The sequence below is a fragment of the Lacinutrix sp. MEBiC02404 genome, from assembly GCF_053601575.1.
Window position 1 is genome coordinate 222,933 of sequence record NZ_JBSHNV010000153.1, and the last position, 17,862, is coordinate 240,794.

A 17,862-nucleotide genomic window follows, 5' to 3' on the forward strand; every position below is an offset into this window, starting at 1 on the left:
TCACTGAACAATGGTTTTTAATGAACACACAATACTCTTTAACGTTTAGTTATTAATAAAAAGTACTACTTACCTAGCTTATTGGCAATAAAACAGGTAAAACCGAATTAAAATTTACGAACGTAACATTACGAGTATCCTAAAAGAACCACTTTAAAATCTCACTTTTTTGCCCAACACCACTAATCATTAGTCGCTGTATGGCCCTACTAGATGCAACATAAAATAATGCCTTTTCAGTTTTAATAATCTGTTCTTGTTCTCCAACAGTTAGGCTATTAAAATTAAATGGTTGTTTTGGTAGTGTACGATCATTAACATCAACTAAAAACACCTGTTTAAATTCTAGACCTTTCATTCCATGAAAAGTTGTCAATCTTATTCCTTCTGTTTTACTATTTAATAATTGCTTAGTAGTATATAAAATATTGCATTTATGTAAATAATTTCTAAAATCATTTACAGCTTCTTTTGTTCTTGCTGCTATTACAATATCATTATAATGATATCCTTCAATAATTAGCTTCTCAATATCTTTTGTAACAGCCTCTAACTCTTCATCTTTTGTTTTATAATTATTATATTCGGGGTTTACTCCATGAAATAAGGAAAGATAACCCGATTTATCTTCTAGCTCACCATCAAAATTATCGTATGCTTCATCATTAACAATAGAGATTGCTAATCTTTTTATTTCTTCTGTAGTCCTATAATTTATTCGTAGACGTTTACTTCTGTTTCCCCTAATATTTATACCCGCTTTAGAAAAGTTGATTCTCTTATTATAAATATTTTGTAAAGGATCCCCAACTAAAAATAAATCATTAGCCGATTCTGGTGTTAATGATCTAATAAAATTTAATTCAACATTTGAAAAATCTTGCAGCTCATCAACTATAACATGTGAAAAAACAGTTTGATTCGTAGCTCGAAGATAAGTGCTTAACAAATTATATATTTCTTCTTTATAGTAAAGATTGCTTAGTTTTTTTCTATCAAAAAAAGCTTGCATCAAAGGCCAAACTTCCAATCTTTGTCTTTTAGATATTGCTTTACCTCTTCCAATTCTACTGCATCTTAAATACTCTTTTTGGGATTGAATATTTTCCACCAAAATAACACCTTCGAATTCTGCTTGTAAAAACGCTTCATCAAAAGGTGATAATATTTCTTCAATGATTTGTTCCCATATTTCATGAGGTTTTTTTACAGAACTCATCCCAAAAACCTTGTCAATAGATTTAAGCAACTTAAATCTTTGAGCCAGTCGAAATGCCAATGCATCAATATTTTCAATTTTATAAGTATTTTCTACTATTCCTAAATCACTAGCCAAAGCCCTTAGATTCTCACTTAACTCTTTAGTAAATGTTGTAAATAAAATAGGGTTCTTATCTGTTTTATGAGCTGCCAAGTATTTTAAACGATGTAATGCTGCTATAGTTTTACCTGTTCCAGCTGCACCTGACAGTTTTATTGGGCCTTTAAAATTACCATAAACAAAAGCAGATTGCGATGGATGTAAATAATACTTCCATTTTTGTAAAGAACCTTGTAGTGCTTCATTAAATATCTCATCATCAGTTAACTCAATAAATGAACGGGAATTATTTTTACTCGCAATAGAATCATCGGTATTTAACCCTTCTCTAATATCTGATATTAAGACATCGATATTAGCTCCATCAAGTAAATAAAATAAATTTTCAAATACATCAATAGGTAAATAATCTTCGAGTTTCTCTAATCCTTCAACGTTTTCTATTTTTAAAACAGAAGGCATTAACACCTCTGGAACACCTATTTTCAGTAAGTCTTTAGAGTCGTATAAATTCATAAATAAATCTATCGCATCCGATTCTTTTTCAATAGGCTCTACAATCGTTTCATCTAAACTAAAAACCTGATAAGCTTGTGTTTGATCATTCCAATCTATAACTTTATTCTTGGCCCAATCCATAGCTTCATCATGATTGTCAATCCATATCAATAAATATAATTCTCCAGCTTTGACCTCTTTTATTACCGCTCTATATTTCTGATCGATACGAGCTGTGCGTAAACTTTTATCTTTAAAAGTACTAATAGATTCCAAATTTAAAGAAGCACTTTTAGAGTTTTCTCTAAACTTACTAATGAAGTCTGTCACTTTACTTTGCGTGCCTTTATTTATTTTTAAGAAAGCATCCCAGAATTTGTCGTATATAAATAGTTTCATAATGTAATATTGTTTATTTCATCTATTGAATAAATAGAAAATCCTCCTTTTTCAAATATTTTAGTGCTTTCGGCAGAATTTGGGTTAATTGCTATTTTAGCTGAAGATAAAACGAGTTCTGCGTCAGCCAATATATTTCCATCGTCATCAACCCAAGAGTCTAAGAATTCGCTATTAGCAATAGTGATAATCCCTTTTTCAATGGCTTCTTTAATAATTCGGTGTAAATAAGACTCATATAATGATTCTAGATCTAGAAATAAATCTATTTCATCTACCTCAACAATAATTGTTTTATTGTTTTTAGAAGCAACAAAACTACCAGATTGAAACAAATTAAATATATGCCAAAATTTCTCCCATTCTTGTTTATCTATAATAGAGGTGTTTTTTACAACAACTTGATTAAAAATATCTTTCTTTCTAATATTCACCCAACTTTTCCAATCAATAAAAGGATAAGAAACTTCAACTTCTAACGGAATTAATCCGTCAAAATCTTTAATTCTATTATTTTTTATATAACTGTCAAAACTTAATTCTTTAGATAACAATAAATCCAAACTGGAGGGATCAAATGACGGCTCTAACAATTTAGTGGTCCAAGACCCTAAATAGGTATACCAAGATTTCTCAAACAAACTTATCTGAGGAGTTTCTAACTGTTGCCATAACCTTTGAAAATTGCTATTTGGTAAAGCATAATTTATTCTCTCATCGTCAATAACTGTTGAAATTAATTTATTGTAATTCGATAAATAATTCGCATTAAAAATGGTTGCCAATTCATCTGCAACTCCATTGTCCCCTTCAATTATTTTTTGAAAAACATCTAAATCTTTCCATGTGAGTGTCCAAGTTCTAAACTCAGGTTGTAGTGCTATTGATTTACGAATATTTACATCTCTCTCAAAAACATTATGCTCTAAAGAAGCATGGTATTGATAACCATCTAAATAAATTGCTATTTTAGGAACTTGATATTTGTAGTCTTTGCCTTTATATAAATAACTACCGCATACAATTAAAAAATCGGTACGCGTACTATAAGCAATTCCATCCTTTGGACCCAAATTAATCTGTGGCCTAATCCAGTAATGTGCTTCTATATCTCCTTGATTAATTCTTAATTCATAATAAACGGTGCCGTCCTGCTTTTTACTTAAAAATTCGGCTTTATCAGACTGTTCAGCAAAAACCTTCAATAGCTTTATAAAACGCTCTTCAAGTTCAGACTCCTCAATTTTCCCCGAATTAGTTAAAGAAGTTAAACCAAGATCATTTTTAATCCATTCTTCAGTCTTCTCATAAATTTTACCAAACCAACTCTCAGCTCTCGCCCTACTTAAGTCCGACCTATTGTACTGGTTACCGTAGGAATAAATACACTTATAACAACCATCATGACCATCTAATTGACAAGAGCAATCACGAATAGCTTCATAACTTTCTTTCAAAAATAAAGAAAATTCAGAATGATCAAACAATTGTTTTAGATACCCCGTACCACCTGGAATAGTATCGTATAATAATAAAAAGCGATCAAATTTATCCGTTTTTTGGTTAAATTCTCGATAGGACTGTATGCGTATGTGCCCAGGATTACCTTTAAAATATTTCTTTAAACCAAGTTCTAATCCTGCCTGAAACATACGAATATCTTCCTCACTATTAAACTCTTGAATTGGCAGAACGATTTTAAGAACCTCTGTTTTCATTTCACGGAAGAAATAAATTTCTTCAAAAACATCGATAATTCCAGGTTGATATTTTACATCTCGATGTTTGCAATATCCAAAATGATAATCCTTTGCTTCTCTTAGCAAATGGGTTGCCGAGGCAGACTTACCACAGTGTTTACAAGTAACAAATCCTTTTGTTAAGGCTTCTGTATCATTAACTTTTATTCTACGAGCATCATTCCCTTCAGTCCTACCGTAATTCACCGAAGTAATAGTTACATTTTTCACATATTCTATTCCAAATGGAATATCTTTTAAAACCCAAGCACCCTCTGAAGATTTAGAATCCAATAATACATGTTGAAGCACTTGGTATTGGTGTGAATCTCGATCATCACTAGAATCAGTTAAGGTAGCACGTGATGAATTACTAAACGACTTTACACTTGTCATTTTGGCAAAAGTATGAACATTAGAAGCAGAAGCCCACGATGGATCACCACATTTTGGACAATTACCTTTGGATGCCAAACTATTATTCTCTAAGTGATCGCATTTAGAACAAAATCGTTTTACATGAAAATTATTCTGATCACTCCAATCAAAGGTATTCACTCCTGTAATTTCAAATCGAAAACCTTGTGTATAGAAAAAGTTTTCCGGAGCCAATTCTTTAATAGCCTGCGTTGCAGGACGCACCAATTCAAAATCCTTGTCTAACCCAATGCTTGTACTTCCCTCAACCTTAGAGCTAAGAACATGAGCATTTAACCGCACGCCTGTTTCTGGAAAAGCATAATTTGGTAAAACTCCAACATTTGTTAAGTGTTCAAGTATATTTCGTGCAGCAATAGATTTCTTAATCCCATTTAGATTTCGTTTTTCTCGAGTATATTCCTCGAAAACCGGATCTCCTTTTGCAATATTCAATGTCTTAATTTCCTTATTTAAATCTATTCTTCGCTTGTCAATTTCGAACAATTCATTCTTGATACGGATAAACACATTAAGTAATTCATCATAAAAACTCCCCGAATCTAAAGTCAATTCTATTTCCACAAAAACATTTTCACCAATTTCATTATCGTATTGCTTTAAAAACTCATGAACTAATAAAAATCTGTTTTTTTCAATAAATAGATTTAAACGATTTATAAAAAAATCTTCACCCGTTAAATCTCTTGCATTTAATTTTAAATCGCGTATAAAAGTAGGTATCGTATTTTCAATAGAATTCTCAGTTGTCAAACAATCAAAACAATAAGCTGTAAAGTGACGTTTTAATATATCTTTAGCTTCCAAATAACAACCAGGAGTATTAACATCTCCTTGCATCATTTCTAATGGATCTGCATAATAATACAAATCATGATTTTGGTTTTTTGCAAAATTTACAATCAAAGCAGCTCCAGAACTACGCCCAGCACGACCAACTCGTTGCAAGAAATTAGAGGGTAATGGTGGAATACTATTATTGTAGGCTGTGTTCAAACTACCAATATCAATACCCATCTCTAAGGTACTAGTTGCAATCAAAGTATTGGCATCATTAAATCGTTCTCGATTCTTAAAATCTATTTCTAATTTCTCTCTTACCTTTCTTTCTAATAATCCAGTATGTTCTCGAGCATAAACTCTAGGGAAACGATTACGGTTATAAACCGCTTTATAATAATTTTTATTTGTTTTTGATTCAAGCTCATATGCACCGGTACATCGATAATTTAAACAACTACCATGACTTGAAAATATCTCATCATCATGCGAATAAATAACACCTTCACATTCGTTGCAACGGTATTCCTTTACGTTTTTATTTACAAAAACAGCTTTGGGTGAAATAGCATAATTTTCATGATCTCCTGCCTTTTGGTAATTTAAAATACCTACTTTAACCAAAGACTTTGTCCATTCTTCATAAAATTCATTAACAAAATCTATCGTTAAAGAGGTTTGGGTAAATGATTTTCTAAAATAAGCATGAAACCAGTTAGTCGTTTTAGCTTTTGTGGTGTCTAATAAATTTCTTTTCGATTGCTGGTTAGTTAATATTTTAGGAAAACGTGTGAATTCTCCAAAATGCGGATTTAAAAAGTGACGGCTGTCTTTTTGCCAATTTAAATCCCATAAGTTTAATCTATCCGTTCTAAATTTTGACAAAAATGCATGATCTATTGCACCACGACTTCGAATACGATGCAATATAAGATTGGTAAACCTTACAAAAACATCTTGATTAATAGAATTACTAACATCATTTTCAGAAACCCAATCAGAAACCTCATCCCAAACTTGTTGCAATAGCTTCGGGTCAAAGTATACAGAAGAAGCTCCTGTTTTTTCCAAAGTACGACCTATACGAGAGCTAAAACCAAATTCAGAATACAATTCCCATTGAACACGAGAATCAAACTCTTTAAGAAAATGCTTGGAATAAATTCCATTTGTCAAAAAATCTTTTGGAGAAGCTTTACCAATATAATCCTTTGGAAAAAAGCGATATAAATAACCATTTAAGGAATCATTTCCAGTTTCGTCGCCATGTGCTTTCCAATACGTAATAAATTCATTTGCTAATTCATCCAAACGCACTGGACGATTTAACGTATTAATTACTTTTTGCACCGATGCTCTAAATGTAAATCTGTAATTACGCCCTTCTATAAAACCAGCTTGATGTGCAGCATCTTGCACAGAATTAGTAAAAGCTAATACTTTTCTAAATTTATCTGTAGCAGGATCTAGGTCGGTTGCCAAGGTCTGACTAACCGCAATAGAACTTAATGTTGGTATTTTTGTTCCAATAATAGCAACGCTATTAGAGGTATTACAACAAGGACAGATATGCTCTATTCTATTTTCTCTTAATTTTCGTACTGCTTGTATACCAAACCCCTCTTCTTCTTTCCCTAAGATATCTAATCGAATAGGGTTAATATTCTCCTCCAGAAAATCATCTGGCACGTAACCAATAGCTTGAAAATCTTCAGGTGTCATTTCTTTTTTTGGAAGTAGGAAGTAAACATTTTTGTTTTTCGAAAAGTACTTTTCATAAACTTCATTAATATCTTTACTAAAAGCATCTCTATTCTCTGGTTTTACACCCAACCAACCAGAACTATTGCACTCCCTGCAATACCATGGAGGCAAAGCTGCAATTTCTTGATTAGCATCTACCTGATCTCTAAATGAAAACTGAGCAGGGTTTTCTAAGGTATATTGTACACCACTTAATTCACGTATCCATAGTTGTACTTGTAAATACATAAATGGTGAACGCGGATTATCAATATCTTTAGCCGAAGCAATTAAAGTCAATAAAGATTCTAAAACGCGCTCTTTTGGATTGTACTCATATTTCTCATCCCACTGCGCTAGTTTACGGTAAGATTCATTTAATATGGATAAATCTCTAATAATTTCTTCTACAGTCTTAGTACCTTTCCCTTTATTAATGGCTAAGATTAAATCTTTTACAATTTTTAATTGAATGAGACCTCCAGCCAATTGCTTTTTATCTTGTTGCCAAACGTCTAGGTGGCTTTGAATATAATCATCATAATCTTCACTTTCATGAAATACTAATGCCCTCAGTCTACTAGGTAATGGTATAAAATCATTTAAAAAATCATCTTCTCCAAAAAAATCTTCAGCTGTAATTCTGTTTTCTGTAATCAAAGCTTCAGGAGTAATTTCTTCTCCAAAAATCTTAGTGGCATAGTCGGCCAAAAGTTGAGGAGCATCTATTCCTGAACCCATAGTTGCAGAAGTTCCTACAGCACATAATTGACCAGGAGTCATTTTTAATTTCAACTTCATACGCCTAATCAAATTGGCTACATCTGTACCTTGTGCTCCATCATAAGTATGTAATTCATCTAAAACCAAAAACTGAAACAAACTAGGGTCGTTAAAATTATAAGCCCATAATTTGTGATAATTATGTTTCATTAAAGCATAATCTAACATCTTAAAATTCGTTAATAAAATATCGGGAGGCGAATCTAAAATACTATCACGATGCTCTATAATATGATTTTCACCCATAGATTTTGGAAACTGACCTTTTGGACCATTTCCTTCTCCAATAAATAAACCAGCAGTAATTTTACCACGTAAACGCACATCTTCATGAATCATCTCTGCTAAACGTTTGGCTTGATCTGTTGCCAAGGCATTCATAGGGTATAGAATAACTACTTTTATCCCAGGCCGATGTTGTTGATGATAACAATAGTCTAATACTGGATAAAGAAAGGATTCTGTTTTACCAGAACCTGTACCGGTAGTAACAATGGTCGGCTCTGGCTTTTTATCTAAAGTAGAAAGCCGAGTCCACGATTTTACCTGGTGGTCATAAGGTGGCCAGTTGGGTTTTATTGTAAGCGGTATTTGTGCCACTGCTTCAGAATTAGCCTTTACAAAACGTAACTTCAAGGAAACATAAGGTCCTTTAAACATACCTAAGGCAGGTCGGTCTATAAATGCCTCAAATGCTTCGGCAACCTCACGTTTTCGAAACGTAAACGTAGCTTGAAGATACGATTTAATCGATTCCTTTATTTCTATGGCTTGTTGTAAACTCAGCATGCTTTTTATGGATCTTAATTATCTTTATTATTAACCTTAAAATTAATTTTAAACTCGGTGGATTCGGCATTAAATTTAGAATTCATATCAAAGGTTTCTTCATCCTTAAAGTTAAAGGGATTTTTAATAATATGAATATTATTCTGGTTAACAATAGCAACATCATACTTTTCTCGAATCGCATCAGAAACAGCAGTTTGCTTTTCATAGATACTCATATAAAAATAACCACCAGAATCTTTCTTAACTTCTAAAAAACGCCATGCCTCGTCAGCTTTCTTGTATTCAATATCATAATGTTTACTGTCTGTTGTTTTAGAAACGGGGCGCACTTGATAGCCATTAGCTTTTAAAGCTTTAATCACCTTGTTTTCTTCTTTTTTGCCAGCTACAGCTTTTTTTCGTTCCCCTTTCGAAGTATGCGAACCTCCTTTTCCTCCAGATTTACCCGTTCCTGATGGTTCAGTACATAGTATATCGCTTTCTATAAGGATTAGATTAGATGCATCATCATTATCGGCATCAGCCTCACCTTGAACTTCCTTCACTTTATCTGCTTGTTGAGCATCTAAAGCTATCTTAATTTCTTTATCAAAACCTTCAAAGTAGAAAAGACTATATACTTCGGGTGTATCCGCTTTAATAATTTTCTCCATATCTTCTATATCAATACCAAAAGTGTAAGAATTAAAAAGCGTCTTGTATTTTGTTTCTATTAATAGATTATTATCTGGTATTTCTTTTAGATCAACAGAGAAGTTGCTGAGAATATATTCTGACACAGCATGCTTATAATTCGGCTCTAAATGGTATTGATTTTCTTTTAAGAATTTTTTGAAAGCTCCAGTATTGATTGGCGGTTCCAATTTACCCAAACGTTTAAAGAATTCCTTTTTATCTCTGTTATCATTCGATGCATTCGCTTTTGCCCAAAGTAATTTTTCGAAAACAGGAAACATATCTCTAATAACATCTTCTAAACGACCTTGATGATATTTAAATAAATCTGCATCCTTCAGTACTGTACTTAAATCAAAGTCTTTTTTAAGTTGTAACCATTTCAAGAATACAACCCCTTTAATGTTCCCTAGATTAATAAATTCCACATGTGAATAAAATTCTGGAAGCGCAACTCCTAATTCGTTTTCAATTTCTTTCTTTAATAATTCAGCATCTTCAATCGAACTCAAGTCCCTTTTTAAAATTTTGTTCCAAAAGAATTTTTCATCGTTACTAATTCCTAATAGTTTTTTTGCTTCTTCTAAAAGTTCTGATTTCTCATCAGAAATTAAATTATGCTTAGCATCGGCAATACCATTTTTAAAAATGCGCCAAAAAATATCTTTTAAATCATTTACCTTAAAAGTAATACACAACATTTCTGTTATCGCATCACAGAAAAAACGATCATTTTGTAAATCCTTAAGGTCTCTTTCTTTTCCATATTTAATCAAAAATGCTTTATCTTGAGGTATAAATTCACAATCTTCTAATTCACTGTAAGCTTCATCTCCAAGTTTAAATTTTGCTTTTTTAACCAATTGTACTTTAAAGGCCTTTATATTCCTAACAATTTCCTCTTTACTATCCTCTTTCTTTTGGCTCCCTAATCTATAGCATAGTAAATAAACCTTTAGTTGGTTTATATAAGATTCTAATTTTGTATTTAGTTTATTATCTTCGATGCCCGAAGTCTGAATATTCGAACTAACATCTTTAATCAGTTTTACTCCAAAAAAAGTTTGCACCCTGTTCTCTCCAATCCGTTTTGGTAAATTAATAAACCAATAGCGATCTAATATCTTTTGGGGTAACATTTTGTTATCCGAATAATAGACTTCCGAGTTCGGTTTTATTTCAAACGAATTGCCAAGGCCTCCTTTTCTACAAACATAATTTATAGCATCAAGTTCTAAGTCATAATCTTTTAATTGCGTTTCTTCATTCACTTTAAAATACTCATAAAATAGTTTATATACTTGTTGACTTTTTTTTACATTATCAAAATTTCCAAAATCCCTTAATAAAGAGTAGACGTGTTCTGGTTGTAACTCGTTAAACGAACTTTTAATATGTAATAAATCTAATATTTCTAGTATTTTATAATTTTGTAAGCCTACTAACAATGGGTGCTTAAAATTAACGGATTGAATATTATCCAGATGGCCTCCAGGAATTTCTGCAATTACGTTATTTGTTATGCCTGATTTAGATATTAAAAAAGAAAGATAAGATGGTTTTTCTATGTAGTCCTTTGGATCTACCCCAAACTTCGTGACAAATTTATCGGTATTATTCAAACGGAGTTTTTCCAAAAAGGTCACATCCTTTGAAATCCAGGCAATCAGTTTCTCCAATGTAAAATTTTCATCTACTAAAACATCTTCAATCCCCGTAACACTCTCTATAGAATAGGTTTTATAAATATCTTCACGATTAGGTTTTAAGTATTTAAATATAAAATCAACGTACTTATCGCTTTCCCAACGTCCCAATTGTTTCTCAATTATCTCATACTTAGAATACAAATTAACATTTAACCATTTAAAGAAATTTATTATATTTTCTTCGTCAGCTTCTAATTCCCATATTTTATTGCTAGCGAGGTAATGCTCTGCTGTTCTTATTCCATCAAAAATTTGCTCACAAAATACTCCATTTGCATAATCCTTTCCAAAATATAAATCTTCTGAATTCACTATCCTACCGCTACGTGATATTAGAGGTATATTATTAAGGGTACTAAGGTTACCTCTTCTATCTTTATTGCTATTAAAAATGGAAAACAGTAATTCCACCATTTCCATAACAATTCCTTTAGGATATGAAGCTGTAGTTTTAACCTGATTTGTTTTTCGGATAATATATTGAATTACAACGTTAATATCATCGGAACCTATATTGACAATGCTTTCTAACAATCTTTTTATGGCACGTGAATCTCCACTTTCATTATCTCGCCGATGCTTAGGAATCTCTTCAGATAATTCTTTCTTAATTAATTCATATAAATCATGAGATATAAAAGAAATATTTTTAAGGTGATTTGGGAAATTATATTCTAGATCCTTAACATCATTCGTAAAAACCTGTATTGCCGAAGGAACAACCTCATCTTTTGTATTTAAAAGTAATGATAGCTTAGTTTCAGAAACCTTTATATTATCAAAGTAATTATATTTAGTTTCAACAAAAAATTGGATAAGCGCTACCCTATTTTCAAGATCTAAATGAGGATTTAATTCCTTTATTATAGTTTCCCATTTTAGAAATGAATAGCGTCTAGGTATAAAAACACTTAATGACGCTATTGGCAACAATAAGTTATGAAAATACGCGCCAAATTCATTTTCCTGAACCCAATTGGTAAATTCATCTCCTTGATAAACAATTTTATCTTTAGATAAGTATTCACCATCTACCGTAGGATAACAACTAATATCTTCTCTTTTAGCTTCTATAGTTTTATAAAAGTTTTTAAAATGATCTCTACTATTACTTTTCAATGGAGTTAAAAAAGAATACGCATCCCAATCTGGGGTTTCCTTTTTTAATCGTGTTGTAACAATTTCTCCTAAGCTTTCAACAATACGATCTAAAATATATGTATTATCTACACTATTATTAATCTCTTTTCTATTATTGGTGAGGTTAAAAGTAGCATGAATAATACAAGGTAAACTCGTGGGTACGTCAGTTTTAAAATAGTTATAGAAGTAGCCAGCATCTTCCATTTTATCCTGCCAAGCAATAGCATAATTAAATTTCACATTATCTTTATAAACCTGATCTTTTTTTCTGTAAACATTCCAGGTTTTATCATTAACCGTAATCAGCTGCTCGGCATCTACTGTTTTATGGAGTTCCTTTACTGTTTCTCCATCTTTAACCACCACTATTTTTCTAATATTAGGAAGAAACAATAAAGTTTCTTCGCTAATTTTTTCTAGTTGTTCTAGTATAGGCTCTAACTGCCCTTCTTTAAATTGAAGAATAACACTGGTTATATATTCTGCTTCTTTGTCTTTAAGCAATTCAGGAAAAGCTAAAGTCGCTATCGGGATTTCGTTCTTAAGAAGTCTTTGTTCTGCTATTTCCTTTACAATACGTGCTTGTATTAAAGGACTGCCTTGTAAATATCTCTCATAGAAACTAACGGAATAATCTTTAGAAAAACGAAAACTTACATCTCTAGTTCTCACCTCAACCCAATTAACCCAACTTAATATAGAACGAAAACCTAATCCTTTATTACCGATGTACTCAAACTTGTTTTTTGTAGACAAACCGGTGTACATTAAAGATTCCACACCATCTAGACTAAAAGGCTCTCCATTGTTAGACACTGTTAGTTCTTGCTTTTGGGTATCTAATGCAATATAAACAACATCACTTTTGGCATCATCTGCATTTTGCATGAGTTCTAAAAGCTGACGCCCCTCATAATCTGCTACCGTTTGGTTTTCTTGACTATAACCAGATAATAATATAGAGGGATTACCAAGATATGTTGCTTTATAACGTTCTATTAAATCTGTAATTCCAGTTTCACTTAATTTTGTCATAAACAGTTATGCGTCTTTAAATCGTTCTTCAAAATGGCCCCAAGCTTTTTTATAATCTTCTACACGATCACACTTAGTAAAAGGTGCGTAATAGGTTACTATTTCTCCTTGATATAATTCTGATTTCGTTATAGTATGCGCATAAGTTTCTCCTGCCGGCATATCTATAATTTCATTCCAGTCTTTTCGGTCTAAGCCAACACCAACTAAACCTTTACTACAAGTAAATACAATATTCCCTTTTGCATCATACCAAGTATCGTCTTCATTTTGCTGTAAAACAGGGAATTGAATATTATACATTAAAATCAACTCCTCTAAAGTTAAGTTTAATGCCATTGCCGTAATAACATCTATTTCTACCAGTGCCATACGACGCTCAAAATAATTACGTAATGGTGTATCCCATGTCCAATCTGGTGTTAAGTTAGAAAATGGTTTAAGACGGGAATCTTGTACTGACCAGGAGTCTTCATTGAATTCCTCCTGATACATTTCTTCCCAAAGCGGTGCGTAATATTTAGTTATACAATTTAACTGAAGTGTTCGAACGAACAAACTTGATTTGAATTTAGGATGGACACCTATGGGGAATTTACTTATCGTTTCGTCATATAAATTTGATTTCCCTATTGTTTTTATAAAAAAGTCATAGACAATGGAACTAACTAATGCTTCTAATTCAACTAAAAAATCAATCTCCTTAAAAATAACAGATATTAACCCATTAACATGTGAAGTTTTTGGCGGAATAACCCCTCCGGATAATGTTCTTTCTCCAGCTTGATTTAACATTTTTCTAAACACTAGTTTATAATAATTCAACCAATTATCAAAAGTGCCATCTTTCTTTTCAAAACCTTGAATTATTGAGTCATATCCACCTATTACATTTAAAGGAAGATAGTTTGTACGCGCAACATAACCTTCTTCAATTTTAGTAAAATCTATAATATCATAATCAGCTTTTTCAACGCAGGTAGTTCGAGGTGTTTTATATAAAGGGTTTCCAGCAAAAACATGAGGCCCCGAATAAATCATTTCGAAATCCTCCAATTTTGGGTATTTCGTATTTCTAATTATATTAACATCTACATCATTTGTTTCATGCCACCCTTCAGAAACTTTAGTTTCGAAATTTTCAACAGAAGTAGGAAATTCTCCAATTTTACGAATGACATTTATTACTTCTTGGGCATGTATTGAAACTAGTTTGGTTCCTTCCCAATCCTCTGAGTTTTCAAATGTTTTTGACAAAATTCTTAAAACAGCTTCATCAATAAAAACCTTTCTCGAAGGATGCGATTTCGTATTCCATTCAAAAGATTGAGTGTTTTCATTCTTAGTTTTCAATCCATCACAAGGCTCCAAAATATTCTTATCGATAAACGTGCCTTCTATAGTTGAAGGATGAAAAATATTATTAATTGAATAAAATCCTAACTTTTCCTTTAAACCAGAATAAATATGAATACCGTATTTTTCTCTATGCGCTACTTCAGCAAAAAGATTAAAAGCATTTTGAAATTGAAAATGATATTTTAACCTTGGGTAAATTTCTTTTCGTAATTCATAACCTTTAGGTTCATCATAAATAGTCTCAGGGTGTATTAACCCTAAATAACCTTCCTCTTTAATCCAATGCAAGCCATTCTCTAGAACACATTTATATAAATTGGTTTGCTGCCCTTTTAATAGTGGGTAATTTTGGTAGGCATTCATAAACACAGAAGACGTCTCATTTTCTATGTTTTCACTAAAATAAATATCTTGTCTAGCTTTATCATTTAAAAAGTCTGTACGTAGTTTTTTAACTTGTGGCGCAGACACTTTACGAATTTCTAGTTCTGGGTATATTTCAGACATTAAACCTTTTTCTTCAAAGGTTACTTTTAACCAAGGTGGATTCCCTACAGCTACATCAAACCCATTATTTTCACGAAATACTTCTATAAATTCTAACTCATAATGAAAGTATTTATATTGGTCTGCATATTTATTAACGAGTATAGACCGTTCATTTTCAAACAAAGAATAAGGCGATTGCTTTAGGGCATCTACCAATTGGTTTTCAATGGTTTTTTTATCCTTACGGTAATCGCGTACGGCTTCTTCTTCAGTTACTTTTAGTTGGGAAACTTCTGCTAAATTAATATTTAATATTTGCTCTATATCCTGGTACCATTGGCTTCGTGTTGGTAAATCTTTAGCATCGCGCACATCCCAAAACCATAAACTACACCAATAGTCCATAATTTGTTTTAGCTTGTAATAAGGCGCATTGGGCTTTAAGCGTTCTTGTGCAAAAGTTTGCTTCTGCTCGTAAGAGTAGGATTGAAAATCTAGCGTTATTGCTTCATTTGGGTTTCCAAAATAATTGGCATTCACCTCAGTTACCAAAGCAATGTTTTTCTGTATCTCGTAATGTTCTAATAAAAGGGCATCAATAGCATTAGAAATGCGTTGCACTTTAATAAACTCTTCTTTTTTAAGCGGTGTAATAAAGTCTTTTCGCCAATCCGTGACATGTTTGGCCTCCTCAGGATAAGTATGTTTTAATAATTTAATATTCCCGGAAGATACCATTCCTTTATCTGGCAATAAGAAATGATAGATATCGTCTTCACGTCGTAAAATGCCTTTTTTACCAAATTGCAAATGTTTTGGAGCAATATCCCACCAGGCTTTTTTTACAAAACCCTTTCCTTTTGGCTCAAAAGAAAAATCTTTATGTTTAAACACTTTTAACCAAGATCCTACAACAGCATTACCCACACCCAAACGATAACCAAAAAAGGGTGTTTGCATGTCTTTATGAATAACGTTTAACCATAGAGATAGTTTACCCAACTCGACAGCTGTAGGATTTAAATCGACGCCGTACACATTGTTTAAAGCAATATGCGCTTTTATTTTTTGTAATTCTTCTTGGTATTTATTGGGGTCAACTTGTCTTTTAAGTTCTTGTTGCCTATACGTTAAATACGCATGCGCCAATTGATTAATAACCTCGTTATGAAAAGCTGCTGCTCCCATAGCAGGTTCTAATATTTTTAGATTCAATAAATCTAAGGCTTGAATCTCTCCTTTATCTAATCTTTCTAAAATGGGCTTTAGGGTATATTTTACAGTAGTTTGCGTTAACACTTCTGGCGTATAGAATGATGCTGATTTTTGTCGGTCACGTCCACTTAATCTATAAATAAAAGTCCCTTTAGGAATCACTTTCAAATCTTCAGAGCCATCTTCTTTTTCATCGTAGAAAATTTCTTTAGGATCAAAATCATCTAATCGATGGCGCGGTACTAAATAAGAACCATCTTTGTTTACTACCTTTTGTGAAGATTCTCCTTTTTTACGTTTACGATGTACTTCTATATAGTCTGTTTCTGCCAAGAAACCACGAAAAGCTAGTAAGCTTTCGTACACCGAGCCCAATTGGTTAATACCTAAATTGGCATACGAAATACGACCTCTATTTTTTTTGTGCTGTTGCTTAGATAACGATAATTGACAAATAACATCTTGCCATACAGCATTCCTAATTTGAATAGTATTCAAATAATGTAAATTGCGCGAGGCAAACATTGGAGAATCTAAATGACGTATTTTAAAACTCTTATTATGGCCTTCGTTTTCACGATGCCCTTCGTTTAATAAATCGAACAATTGGAATAACGATTGATGAAAGAAATTACCATTGATACTGGATTCTGTAATCAAAGGTACTTGCTCTAAATCACGCAACATTTCTAAAGAATAGCCACGGTCGTATACATCATCGTTAGCAGGAAGAATATCCAAGTCATCACGCGATTCAGCATAAAACAAAAACAGTAGACGATAAACCATATTTAAACAGTCTTCTTTTAGTTTATCTGCATCAATATCTTCATAATTTATACCTTGCTCGTTCAAACGATTAACAGCTTCATTTGCTAAACGCTCTACAGCATGAATTACACCTTCTTTTAAATCTTTAGTGACCTCATAAGCAGCTTTGTGAGCGTCTTCTTCTAACTGCTCCATCAACACGGTTTCTGCGGTAGGCGCTAATAACTTTTTACCTAACAATAAGTAGAATAAGGCATAGTTGTCTTTATGAACGGATGCGTCATCAAACAAAACTTCTAAATCCAACTGCAAGTAAGAACCACGAAACCAATTTTCTGCTTCTAATAAAAAATATTGATTACCACCGCATAGTAAAACATACTTAGGACGTTTATGTATTGGTAATAAAAACAATTCATTAATGGCCTGATTAATTATCATAGGTGAAATACTAACACCTTCTGGTACCGTAAAAATATCTGCCCATTGCGAGCGATGGTATTTTTGCTCCTTGCTTGTTTTACTATCTGTATCTTTTTTTACATGGTAACGTTGCTCAAACAAACCATCAGGTTCTTCGTCTAATGATGTTTTAATTAAAGCATGCATTTCCATGACCATTAAATGCGGCGTATCACCACGATATAAAATATGTCGAATAGGTAAAACCGCCTTATCAGTAATAGGATATAAATCGTGATAATCGGTATGAGAGGCATCATAACCCAGAGCTTCTAATACTTTTGTATGAAACGCATGCGTTAGATTTACTTTGTCTTTAACCCGCAAATGATCTTCTATAAACCGTTGTTTCAGTTTAAAATATTGAGGTTTAATTCTAGTGATAGCTTGGTTAATAGATTTAATAGCATCTTTACTAAAACCAGATTTATCGATTACTTTTTTAGAGAAGTCTTCATCAAAATAATTTGACGCAAAATAATCTCCTATATTATTTATAAAATGAATCATA

The 17,862-nt window shown here is 32.2% G+C and carries 4 protein-coding genes; all 4 read right to left on the reverse strand.

The window, feature by feature from the left end; translation table 11 throughout:
- Window positions 1-139: 139 nt before the first annotated feature.
- The 4 genes from ACVCXO_RS07450 to ACVCXO_RS07465 are packed head-to-tail and all read right to left on the reverse strand — an operon-like array spanning window position 140 to window position 17,861.
- Window positions 140-2,218: a 3'-5' exonuclease gene (locus tag ACVCXO_RS07450; RefSeq protein ID WP_452228963.1), complete on the reverse strand. Its 2,079-nt coding sequence runs from the start codon at window positions 2,216-2,218 to the stop codon at window positions 140-142.
- Entirely contained in the window at window positions 2,215-8,490 is a 6,276-nt protein-coding gene (locus ACVCXO_RS07455) for a DEAD/DEAH box helicase (RefSeq protein ID WP_452228964.1), read from the reverse strand. Before ACVCXO_RS07455 ends, ACVCXO_RS07450 begins: the two co-directional genes overlap by 4 nt.
- A gap of 14 nt (window positions 8,491-8,504) precedes the next feature.
- Window positions 8,505-13,055 carry a sacsin N-terminal ATP-binding-like domain-containing protein gene (locus ACVCXO_RS07460; protein WP_452228965.1) on the reverse strand — a complete coding sequence of 1,517 codons (4,551 nt, stop codon included), beginning with the start codon at window positions 13,053-13,055 and terminating at the stop codon, window positions 8,505-8,507.
- A gap of 6 nt (window positions 13,056-13,061) precedes the next feature.
- Window positions 13,062-17,861 carry an Eco57I restriction-modification methylase domain-containing protein gene (locus ACVCXO_RS07465; RefSeq protein WP_452228966.1) on the reverse strand — a complete coding sequence of 1,600 codons (4,800 nt, stop codon included), beginning with the start codon at window positions 17,859-17,861 and terminating at the stop codon, window positions 13,062-13,064.
- Window position 17,862 lies beyond the last annotated feature (1 nt).

Coding starts and splice junctions, on each gene's coding strand:
- ACVCXO_RS07450 (WP_452228963.1), bottom strand. CDS start 2,218: ATGAAACTATTTATATACGACAAATTCTGGGATGCTTTCTTAAAAATA.
- ACVCXO_RS07460 (WP_452228965.1), bottom strand. CDS start 13,055: ATGACAAAATTAAGTGAAACTGGAATTACAGATTTAATAGAACGTTAT.
- ACVCXO_RS07465 (WP_452228966.1), bottom strand. CDS start 17,861: ATGATTCATTTTATAAATAATATAGGAGATTATTTTGCGTCAAATTAT.
- ACVCXO_RS07455 (WP_452228964.1), bottom strand. CDS start 8,490: ATGCTGAGTTTACAACAAGCCATAGAAATAAAGGAATCGATTAAATCG.